This is a genomic window from Peptostreptococcus anaerobius VPI 4330 = DSM 2949 (assembly GCF_000381525.1).
Lineage (GTDB): Bacteria > Bacillota > Clostridia > Peptostreptococcales > Peptostreptococcaceae > Peptostreptococcus > Peptostreptococcus anaerobius.
This window is the reverse complement of sequence record NZ_KB906649.1, coordinates 1-11,174: the sequence shown is the minus strand read 5'-3', so window position 1 is coordinate 11,174 and position 11,174 is coordinate 1. Positions and strand designations below refer to the sequence as shown.

Below are 11,174 nucleotides of genomic sequence, written 5' to 3'. Positions count from 1 at the left end.
AAATATGACAAAAATAGACGAACATCTTCGAAACCGTATGAGAATAGTCATCTGGAAACAGTGGAAAACCAGTGAGAAAAGGATGTGGGGGTTAAAGAAACTTGGCGTACCCGAATGGATGGCAAGACAATCCGTAGGATTTGCAGACCATTATCAGGCGGTAGCAAAAACAGCCGGACTTCGCAAGATAACAAAAGAAATCCTCGCAAAGCGAGGACTCATTAGTTGTTTAGATTATTACATGAATTGAACCGCCGTATGCCGAACGGCACGTACGGTGGTGTGAGAGGGAGGAGAAAGTCCTCCCTACTCGATTAGTAAGTTTGGTATTTATTTTTTTAAAGCTTTTTTAACACCTGCATATATCAATAAAGAAGTAACTATACCAAATAAGGCCTGTAGAGTATTGGCAGGAGCAGCTGCTACAGACTGCTTAATACCGCCGTACATGAATATTTCACCTATGAAATAACCACTCACCATAATAGCACCACCTACAATACTTGCTATAATGTTACCCTTCTTATTAGGAATTTTTTCGCAAATTAGACCACAGACGTAACCTTCCAAGCCCTTGGTAATAAATGTTACTGGCGCATATACGCCATAACCTGATATAAGGTCAGCTAGTGCAGAACCTACACCACCTATAATAGCACCGTGTTTCCTACCTAGGTACATAGCAGAGAATAAAACTACTGTGTCACCCATATTTACGTAACCATTGGCTCCAACTACTGGTATCTGAACGATCATAGTCATTACAGTCGTAAGTGCCATCAAGACTCCGCAAAGCACAAGGTCTTTGGTTGTAAAACCATTCTTTGTCAATGCATTATCACTCATAATAACCTCCTAAAAATAAATCAATAAGAATAATATCTATATTAATGATAATACACTTTTTTATCTTGTTCAATTTATATTGGGTATAAACTGAAATTGTACTAGTACACTAATTTATTTGGCTGATAAGTCGTTGAAAATATTTATAAGTGTATTCTTTTCATTTGAACCTACACTAGAGAAAAATTCCTTGATAAGAGCATCATGCTCAGGAATCACCTTGCTAATTAAGTTGTTTCCAGCATCTGTAAGACTTAGTAGGTATCTTCTCCTATCAGCTTCATCCTGTTTTCTAACAAGTAGACCCTTCTTAATTAAGTTATTTACTATAACAGGTATATTACCACCTGTCATAAGTATAGTTTCCTGAACATTACCTATACTTGACTCACCATTTTTATGTAGGACTTCCATAATAGAAAACTGGCCCCTAGTAAGGTCGTATTTTGAAAATATTTTTTCTGCATCCCTCTGTATCATATTTATAGTTCTGCTTATAGCATAGTACAGATTTTTATCTTGATTCTTCATAAAATCCTCCTTTTAAAACAATTTTTATGAAATACACATATTAAAACAGTTTTTGTGAAAATACACATAACTGAATATATTTATAGTAAATTTATACCACTATTTAAAGCATTAAAACAGTTACTAACTATTAATTTATTTAAAATACATATTGCATATGTTAAGGATCTTCTTGATATGATAATTTACATCTAATATAATGGATGATATAATGGTAGATAAACAATGATGTCGCAGTGGTAGATAAAAATATGTACAAACAAGATCGAATCGTGGTAGATAAAAATGTGTACAAACAGGATCAAATCTAAGTATAGGATGATGGATGTGAAGATATGTTAACAGAAGATAGGTATGAATATATAATTGAAAACATAAACAGAAATAATTCAGTCAAGCTAAAAGACCTAGTGGATATACTAGGGACTAGTGAGTCTACAGTGAGACGAGATTTTGACGAATTGGAAGCAAGAGGTTTCTTAAAAAGAGTGAGGGGAGGAGCTATCTCAAGCTCTAATTTTACCCAAGATATTAGCATTAATACTAGAAAACATGAAAATACTGACAGTAAAATAGCTCTTGGTAGGTACTGTGCGAGTTTGGTAGAGGATGGTGACTGCCTGTATTTAGATGCGGGGACTACAACTAATGAGATTATACCCTTTTTAAAGGGGAAGGATATTGTGGTAGTTACAAACGGAATACACAATATAGACAGGCTTGTAGAAAATAAGATAAGGTCTTATATAATAGGTGGGTCTATAAAACCTATGACCAACACCATTGTAGGTGAAATAGCAGTAGAAAATTTGTCCCATTATCGATTTACCATAGCTTTTATAGGGGCCAATGGAATAAGTTATAACTCTTCTATAACAACTCCAGATGTTAGCGAGGCGGCTGTAAAGAAGAAGGCAATACAACTATCCAAGAGGCCTTATGTTGTTGCTGATTCAAGTAAGTTTGATAAGGTGTCATTTTCCGAGATATGTAGGCTAGAGGATGTAAGTATCATCACAAATGTCAGTGAGGATGAAATAGATCCTAGGATAGTTGAGGCCAGTGAAGTAATAACAATATAATAATGACCTAATCCACCTGATTTAACGCAGGTGGTTTTTTATTGTTTATAAAAAAGTGCTTCAAAATGATAGCATTTGAAAGAAAATGATAGTAAATGATTGAAAAGATGTTTTTTTGGTGGTATAATCAACTTAAAGATAAGATAAAACCCAAGAAAACGGTTTAATAATTTGGAAAAATGAAAGGTTGTGAGGGAATGATATATTCTGTGACCTTAAATCCTTCAATTGACTATATTGTGAAGTTGGATAATTTTACAGAGGGTGAGTTGAATAGGTCAAAGGGAGAATACACCAATGCAGGTGGCAAGGGAATTATGGTCTCTAAATTGCTTTCAAATTTAGGCATAGACAATATAGCCCTTGGTTTTTTGGGAGGCTATACAGGACAATATATAAAAGATTGGTTTAATCAAGAAGGCTTGAGAGAAGACTTTACTAGGGTAAATGAAAATACTAGGATAAACGTAAAGCTAAAATCCATGTCTGATTCAGGTCAGATTATAGAGAGTGAAATCAATGGAAGAGGTCCTAAGATATCGGCCTCTGAACAGGATGATTTCTTAAATAAAATAAGGAAGCTAAATCCTGATGATACCCTGATAATTTCTGGTAGTTCTAGTCCAGGTTTAGACAAGGATATAGTAGACCAAATGATAAATATATGCAAGGATAGGGGATCAGACTTTGTTGTAGATACTACTGGAGGAGCCCTGATGGAGGCTATGAGACAAAGACCCCTGCTTGTCAAACCTAATACAGTAGAACTTGCTCAATTATTTTCGGTGGAACTTGAAACCAGGGATGATATAGTAAAATACGGTAAGAAGTGTTTGGAAATAGGTGCCCAGTATGCAATAGTATCAATGGGTGGTGACGGAGCCATGTTCTTTGATAAAGATAAAGTATACTATTCACCGGTGGTCAAGGGCCAGTTAGTCAATTCAGTTGGTGCTGGTGATTCAATGATAGCTGGATTTGTAGGAGCTATCAAGAGTGGTAGGAGCCCTATCGATAGCTTTAGGTATTCAGTAGCAACAGGTACGGCAACTGCCTTTTGTGAGGACATAGGTAAAAAAGAAGAAGTAGACAATATCCTATCTAGGGTAGTTGTTGAAGAATATATTTAGTAAATTATAAAGGAGCAATTATGAGAATTTCGGAATTATTGAAAAAAGAGATAATGATCATGGACCTTAAATCAGACTCTAAGCTAGCTGCTATAGATGAGATGGTAGCCATGTTAAAAGAGAAAAACATGATAAACGATGAAGAAGTCTTTAAGGCAGAAATCCTAAAGAGGGAAGAGTCTTGTTCTACAGGATTGGGAGATGGTATAGCCATGCCTCATGCCAAGACAAGTGCAGTAAACAGGCCATGTGTCCTATTTGCTAGGAAGAAAGATGGACTTGACTATGAAGCCTTGGATGGCCAACCATCAAGACTATTCTTTATGATAGCTGCAGAAGAGGGAGCCAACAATACTCATATAGAGACACTTGCTAATCTTTCTAGGCTACTCCTAAATCCAGATATAATAGAAGCATTGATCAATGCTAAGGATGAAGATGAGGTTCTAGCTATATTTGCCAAGGGTGAGTCAGAGGGTGAGGAAGCTAAAAAGGCTGATGATGCCCAGAAGGTGATCATGGCAAATGACACTGAAAAACCCCTAGTAGTAGCTGTAACAGCTTGTCCAACTGGTATAGCCCATACCTATATGGCAGAAGAGGCCCTGAAGGAAAAAGCAAATCAGATGGGTGTAAATATAAGGGTTGAGACAAACGGAAGTGATGGAGCAAAGAATGTCCTTACTAAGGAAGAAATAGAAAAGGCTGTAGGGGTGATTGTTGCAGCTGATAAGAATGTTGAAATGGATAGGTTTGACGGTAAAAAAATAATTAGAGTACCTGTTTCAGAGGGGATAAGAAATCCTGAAGCTCTTATAGCAAAGACCTTGAACAAAGAAGGAAAAATATATAAGTCTGAAAATACTACTAGAGAAGATGTAGCTACTGAAAAAACTTCTCTAGGAAGCAAGATATATAAGGATGTTATGAATGGTGTATCTCATATGCTACCATTTGTAGTTGGTGGAGGTATCTTGATAGCTGTTTCATTTATGGCTGAGAGCGCATTTGGTGAAAAAAGTCAGATCTTCAAGTTCCTTATGGACCTAGGGGGCAATGGTGCCTTTACCTTCTTGATACCTATATTGGCAGGTTATATAGCCATGTCTATAGCTGATAGACCGGGTCTAATGCCGGGTATGGTTGGTGGTCTAATGGCAGTGAATGCAGGGGCAGGTTTCTTGGGAGGTCTTGCTGCAGGTTTTATAGCGGGTTATTCTGTAAACTTATTAAAGAAGCTAACATCGTCAATGCCTAAATCACTAGAGGGAATCAAACCAATGATAATATATCCTATATTTGGTCTACTTCTTACTGGTTTAGCCATGTTCTTTGTAATTGACCCGATATTCTCAGTTGTCAACACATATATGAACAATACCCTTACTCATCTAGGTACAGGTAATGCAATCTTGTTGGGAGCAATCCTAGGTGGAATGATGGCAGTTGATATGGGTGGTCCAGTCAACAAGGCTGCGTATGCATTTTCAATAGGTGTTTTCACATCTACAAAGATGGGATATTTGATGGCGGCAGTAATGGCTGGAGGTATGGTACCACCACTTGCCATAGCCCTTGCTACAACAGTATTTAAGAAAAAGTTCACTCAAAAAGAGATCCAGTCGGGTCTTACAAACTGGATACTTGGATTAACATTTATAACAGAGGGAGCGATACCTTTTGCTGCGGCAGACCCAATCAGAGTAATTGTCAGCTCAGTCATAGGTTCAGCCATAGCAGGTGGACTCACTCAGTTATGGCACGTAAATGCACCAGCACCACATGGTGGAGTCCTAGTATCATTTGTTATGAGCGGTCATGACGTGGCCTTCTTCTTGTTATCAATCCTAATAGGTATGCTAGTATCAGGTATGATATATGGGGTATGGAAAAGACCAAACAATATTGAAGTAAAATAAGCTAGATAATAATATGAGTTCAAACAAGTGTTAGATAAATTTTAAAGTCAAAAAATAAATACAATATAAAGAGGCTCCTAGTAATTTCTTGGGAGCCTTTTAGAATACTGTAATTTTTGTGCAAGATAGCAATTAAAAATATAGTAGTTAATTATAAGCTTCTTACTATATTTATTATATCCAATGTCAATTTTGGACAGACTGTAGTAAGTAGTCCTTTTTCCTCTAAAATTTTAGATTCTTCAGGTATTGATAGGTTGTAGCCCAAGATATCTGAACAGACACTAGATTTTTGGATTTTTTCATATTTTTCCTTGTATTGGAATATCTTTGATATCATTTGTCCCTTTGCTGGATCATCTTCCTTAGAATGTCCATATTTTAGCCCAAGAGCGATTAGACCGCCGATATATGAGCCACAAATTTCGCCCTGAAATACACCACCACCGAAAGCTGCAGCAGACTTTAGGGCCATATCTGTATCCATACCAAGGTCACTCGCTATAGCATACACTATCACCTGGCCACAATCAAGGCCTTTGCCGAACATAGACAGTACGTCTTCAACGGTATTGATTTGAGCTTTAAAAGTCATAATTATATCCTCCTAAAATTATTGTTTTATTGTTTGAAATATACATATTATTATATCATAGAAGTATGGATATATGTAGGCTAATAGTATATACTATAGAATAAAGCGTCCTAGTCTAACTTGAGAAACTTGGTAAAAATGCTTGTAATTTACCTGAACTAGTCTGGGATTAATAAGGAGGTAATAGATGTTTGGATACGTTAGAATAAATAAACAAGACCTAACTTTTAGGGAGTATGAACACTACAAGGCTTATTATTGTGGCTTGTGTAAGTATTTAAAGAGAAACCATACAGAGGTATCTAGATTGAGTATAAATTATGATATTACATTTTTGATATTGATACTGACTTCGCTTTATCAACCCAATTCAGAGATATTCTATGAAAAGTGTATAACTGATCCGGTCAAGAAGAAAAAGCATATATCAAATGAGTACACAGAGTATGCTGCTAGTATGAATATACTCTTGACATATTATAAGTTGGAGGACAATGTAGAGGATGAGGGAGGACTTGTCAATAATATAGCTAAACTAGGATATAGGCCTAGTTTTAAGACTGCCTACTCAAAGTATCCTCAAAAGGCAGCCTACATTAAAAAATGTCTATCAGACTTGTCTGAACTAGAGGCTAATAATGAAAATAATATAGACCTTGTATCAAATACTTTCGGTGACCTGATGGGTGAGATATTTGCCTACCAAGATGACCAGTATCAAGATAGGCTCAGGGACCTAGGATTTAATATAGGCAAGTATATCTACATACTCGATGCCTACGAAGACCTAGACAAGGACCTAAAGTCAGGATCTTATAACCCATTTAAGGACTACGAGGATAAGAGGGAGGTCCTTAAAGAAAGGGTGGATAGGCTCATTCAAACATGCCTATTTAGGTTGGAGTCATCGGTTAATTCTCTAGATATAAAGGTCAATAAACCTATAATAGATAATATAATATATTCCGGCATATTTTTTAGGTATAAGGGAATATTAAATGGTGTAAACAATAAGAAAAATCAAGTATAAAATAGGAGGAACAAATTGAAGTCTGGTGTAGATGAAAAATTGGGTCAAATGCCCATAAAAAAGTTAATATTATCAATGTCAGCTCCGATTGTAATATCCATGCTTGTTCAATCAATGTATAATTTGGTGGATAGTATATTTGTCGCTCAAATTGGAGAGGATGCCCTGACAGCTGTATCCCTTGCCTTTCCACTTCAGCAATTATTTTTTGCTGTCGGAATAGGTACAGCTACAGGAGTCAACTCATACATATCTAGGTGTCTAGGTGCTCAAAATAAGAAGAATGCAAATAAGGCTGCCAATAATGGTATTGTTCTAGCATTACTTTCTTATCTGGTATTCTTTGCAATAGGACTCTTATTTTCAAGGGACTTTATAATGTTTCAAACTCAAGATCCTAGTATTATAAGTCAGGGACCTATATATTTGAGGATATGCTGTATGGGGTCTGCTGGTATCTTTATGCATCTTATGGTCGAGAGAATACTTATGGCATCAGGATCTACAATGCTTACTATGGTTGCACAGATGACAGGGGCTATACTCAATATTATATTGGACCCAATACTAATATTTGGACTTTTTGGTATGCCTAGGCTGGGGCTTATGGGAGCAGCGGTTGCAACTGTTACATCACAGACTGTAGGCGCAATCATAGTGACAGTCTTTTGTATTAAATACAATAAGGATATCAAGCTATCTCCAAGGTACATGAAGTTAGATCCACATATAGTTATGAATATATACAAGGTGGGGCTTCCATCAATAGTGATGATTTCTATAAATTCACTAACGGTATTTTCCCTTAATAAGATATTGGCTAATTTTTCCAATACAGCAGTTGCCTTGATGGGTGTATACTACAAGTTGCAGGGATTTATATTTATGCCTATTTTTGGCCTAAACAACGGGGTTGTACCAATAGTTGCATATAGTTATGGAGCCAAAAACCAAGATAGGTTAAGAGAAGTAATAAAAATTGCTATGGTATATGGACTAGCAATTATGTTAGTTGGAATGGTTATAATGCAGCTTATGCCAGATAAATTGCTAATACCATTTAAACCGTCTCAATATATGATAGACGCTGGTGTAATAGCATTTAGGATTATGAGTATGAGTTTCTTATTTACTGGAGTATCTATAATATCTTCAGGTGTATTTCAAGCTATTGGTAGTGGATTTTTGAGCATGAGTATATCCATAATAAGGCAGTTGGTGGTACTTGTTCCTGCATCATACCTATTGTCACTCACTGGCAACTTAAACAATGTATGGTGGGGTGTATTTATAGCTGAGTTGGTATCTTTTATTGTGTGCCTATTTGTACTCAAAAGGGATATATTCAGCATCGACGGAGTTAAGTTTAAGCAGATAAATTGATTATTGATATAAAAAAGGAATCCAAGATTTTAATCATGGATTCCTTTTAGCATTTGATCTGCACTGTATGGATACAACTTGTCGAATTTACCGAATACAAAATACCTGTAGTTACTGTCATCATAGTAACATGACATAAGACTTACAACTGCCTTACCATCTGCCTGTGAAGTCATAGAATCTTGTATAAGATCTAGTCTATCGTTTTTAACTTTTAGGGTCTTAAAAACAGTGTATTCGTATATATTTTTCTTATTTGTAAGTTTTACCTTGTCTCCAATCCTTACGTTCATAAGCCCACCAAATAAGAGCTTCTCATTTTTCATATAGTGACCTGCAATTGCATAGTTACCTAGCCCCATCCTTTGGTTTGGTTTCATTGTACATGCACCGAACATTAGGTTATTATTTTCAAGTCCATCAAAAATAGCAATATTCTTGTTTATAGATGGAATTGTAAGCTGTCCGACAACCTTAGACATATCTGCATTTTTTGCATTGAGAATGGCTCCATTTATATCTATAGGTTTAACCTTTGATTGGTCAAAGTTCTTTTCGCCTAAATTGGCATTTTTTGCTAGTTCATGACTAGACACATCATCAACTATTCCTTGATTTTTGCTCAAAAGGAATAGTTCAGATATTTTAGGGAAGGAGAAGAATACAACTCCTACCAGTATTAATAGTATACCTAATTTTTTCATAATAATTAGCAGATTTACTGCAACCTCCAAATCTTTTTTATTTTTATAATTCAATATCAAAACCAATAAGTAAGTTAAAATCAATAAAAATCCATTTATTGATTTATTATAACATAATAATCTATTTAATATAAGATATCATTTATGTATTATTTTTGTTTTATTTTTTCTTAAAATATGATATTATATAGATAAATATATATATAATTTATATCAATTTGTAGAGAAATAGGAATTTTAGTATGATTAAGGATACGATAATATAGGGGGTAAAATTATGAAATATGGTAAAAAATTAGCCAGTTTATTATTGGCAGCAGCAATAGCCGTACCAATGACTCTAGCTAGTATTAATGCGGATGAATCAAATGATAAGGAAATAAAGGCAGGAATTCCTTTTACCAAGACTGATGAAGCCGGCAACAAGTTAGCAGGGGCTACGGTAGAATTCTATAAGGAAACACAGCTTTTGTTTAAGGCTACAACTAGGGAAGATGGTAAACTAAATCCATCGGATGCACCTAAGTATATCAATGAGAAGGGTGAGTTGATGCTTAAGAACGGAGACTATTCTTATAGAGAGGTAAAGTCACCTTCAAACTATATGTTAAATACAGATATAAATAAATTTTATGTAATAGGAGACGTAGCTGATCCGATAAATCTTGAAAATAAGAAAATTCCAGAAGGTAAGGGTCAGATAATAATAAAGGCAATAGACAAGAAAAACCGTAATGGACTTGAAGGTGCAGAAATAGAAATATACAGTAAAAAGAATGGTACTAAGAACGATATAGTTGCAACACTTAATACTGATTCTAATGGTAATGTTATATCTTCATTCTCACAGGGTGTTGCAGATTCAGGCATAGAGCCAGTTGGAAGTGGTATAGCAATCAATCCTGGTACATATTACATTAAGGAAAACAAGGCTCCTCAGGGTTATTATCTAGCTGATAAAGAATTAAAAATTGTAGTTAACAAGGCTAGCCAGTCTACTGTTACAATAGAGCATAAGCTAAACGATGGCAAAAATCCAAACCAACAGGTAAGAGAGACTGGTGTTAAGATAAAGGGAATTAACATAACAACAAAGAAGCCTATGCCAGGCTTAGAAGTTGCTATCTACATGTATGATGTCAATGGTAAGCTTGTAGAAAAAGAGATATTTATAGGTAAGACTGGTAGTGATGGATACATTTCAAGTTCATCTCTAGGAAGCAACCTACTATCAAAGGGCGTAGTTACTTTAAATCCAGGTAAATATGTAGCCAAGTTACACAAGCTTAAGAATGCTAAGAGTCATGAGTTTACAGTTGTAAAAGACAAGGTTACTCCACTTGAATTAAAGACTAAGACTATAAGTACAGGCCTTAAGCCAGGTGCTAGGAAGTCTAGTCCACTAACTAAGTCTAAGGGAGCTACACTAGCTAAGACAGGATCAAAGAATACTAGAGCCTTATCAGTTTTAGGTCTTGGTATAGTTGCAGCTGGAGTTTTCCTAGTAAGGAAGAAATAGTATAAAAACAATGATAAAAAAATGTTATTGATAACAATTTGCAAAAAAATGAGGGCTGGTTTTAGCCCTTATTTTTTTATGGGTATGACGGGCATGCCGTCAGTCTGTGGTGAAAGTCCACGTAGGGCGTAGTTGCCGACGAACCTCATAGCAACTTGCAAGGTTATCACCGTGAGGTGATGGCGAGAAGAAGCAATAGCAAAATCGTAGCCTGACGTACAGAAACCTAATATAAAGGCTTACATAAAGGATGAGTGGGCCCAAAGTCACGAAGTCCAAAAGGCAAACGTAACTTATGTAAGTAAATTAGGCAGGTAGACGAGGAAAGACTGACGACTTATCCCGTGAGGTCTCACAGAGGGAAAACCTAGTAACAACGAACTGTGAGAAGTCAGCAGAAGCCATAGTAGTGGAGAAGGTTCTGTAATGGAAATG

11 protein-coding genes are annotated in these 11,174 nt (G+C 35.8%); 7 read left to right on the top strand and 4 right to left on the bottom strand.

Annotated features, from left to right (window positions below; genetic code table 11):
* On the top strand, positions 1 to 250 hold a 250-nt coding region (locus tag F823_RS0109650), incomplete at its 5' end, for a hypothetical protein (protein ID WP_019595461.1).
* 80 nt (positions 251 to 330) lie between these two features.
* Here F823_RS0109650 and F823_RS0109645 read toward each other — a convergent pair.
* Together F823_RS0109645 and F823_RS0109640 are read right to left on the bottom strand one after the other, a co-directional pair.
* The gene (locus F823_RS0109645) at positions 331 to 846 is read right to left on the bottom strand and encodes an ECF transporter S component (RefSeq protein WP_002846600.1); all 516 of its coding nucleotides are present in this window, start codon (positions 844 to 846) and stop codon (positions 331 to 333) included.
* A gap of 114 nt (positions 847 to 960) precedes the next feature.
* Positions 961 to 1,377 carry a MarR family winged helix-turn-helix transcriptional regulator gene (locus F823_RS0109640; protein ID WP_002846599.1) on the bottom strand — a complete coding sequence of 139 codons (417 nt, stop codon included), beginning with the start codon at positions 1,375 to 1,377 and terminating at the stop codon, positions 961 to 963.
* 335 nt (positions 1,378 to 1,712) lie between these two features.
* On the opposite strand from F823_RS0109640, the gene F823_RS0109635 reads away from it, so the two are divergent.
* From F823_RS0109635 to F823_RS0109625, 3 genes are all read left to right on the top strand, one after another.
* Entirely contained in the window at positions 1,713 to 2,459 is a 747-nt protein-coding gene (locus F823_RS0109635) for a DeoR/GlpR family DNA-binding transcription regulator (protein ID WP_002846598.1), read from the top strand.
* Positions 2,460 to 2,656: 197 nt separating this feature from the next.
* Positions 2,657 to 3,589 carry a 1-phosphofructokinase gene (gene pfkB, locus F823_RS0109630; RefSeq protein WP_019595702.1) on the top strand — a complete coding sequence of 311 codons (933 nt, stop codon included), beginning with the start codon at positions 2,657 to 2,659 and terminating at the stop codon, positions 3,587 to 3,589.
* 20 nt (positions 3,590 to 3,609) lie between these two features.
* A complete protein-coding gene (locus F823_RS0109625; RefSeq protein WP_002846596.1) occupies positions 3,610 to 5,508 on the top strand; it encodes a PTS fructose transporter subunit IIABC in 1,899 nt (632 codons plus the stop codon).
* Between the two features lie 151 nt (positions 5,509 to 5,659).
* Here F823_RS0109625 and F823_RS0109620 read toward each other — a convergent pair whose 3' ends face one another.
* Positions 5,660 to 6,103, bottom strand: coding sequence for a C-GCAxxG-C-C family protein (locus F823_RS0109620; RefSeq protein WP_002846595.1), 444 nt, complete (start codon positions 6,101 to 6,103; stop codon positions 5,660 to 5,662).
* A gap of 187 nt (positions 6,104 to 6,290) precedes the next feature.
* On the opposite strand from F823_RS0109620, the gene F823_RS0109615 reads away from it, so the two are divergent.
* Both F823_RS0109615 and F823_RS0109610 read left to right on the top strand, forming a co-directional pair.
* Positions 6,291 to 7,133 carry a DUF5685 family protein gene (locus F823_RS0109615; RefSeq protein ID WP_002846594.1) on the top strand — a complete coding sequence of 281 codons (843 nt, stop codon included), beginning with the start codon at positions 6,291 to 6,293 and terminating at the stop codon, positions 7,131 to 7,133.
* A gap of 15 nt (positions 7,134 to 7,148) precedes the next feature.
* Positions 7,149 to 8,516 (top strand): MATE family efflux transporter, encoded by a 1,368-nt coding sequence (locus tag F823_RS0109610; protein WP_002846593.1) that lies wholly within the window; start codon positions 7,149 to 7,151, stop codon positions 8,514 to 8,516.
* A gap of 29 nt (positions 8,517 to 8,545) precedes the next feature.
* Here the strand turns inward: F823_RS0109610 and F823_RS0109605 are convergent, their stop codons facing one another.
* A complete protein-coding gene (locus F823_RS0109605) occupies positions 8,546 to 9,220 on the bottom strand; it encodes a class A sortase (RefSeq protein WP_019595701.1) in 675 nt (224 codons plus the stop codon).
* Between the two features lie 277 nt (positions 9,221 to 9,497).
* Here F823_RS0109605 and F823_RS0109600 point away from each other — a divergent pair, with 277 nt between their 5' ends.
* On the top strand, positions 9,498 to 10,739 hold the full coding sequence (locus F823_RS0109600; protein WP_002846591.1) for an LPXTG cell wall anchor domain-containing protein: 1,242 nt from the start codon (positions 9,498 to 9,500) through the stop codon (positions 10,737 to 10,739).
* Positions 10,740 to 11,174: the final 435 nt, after the last annotated feature.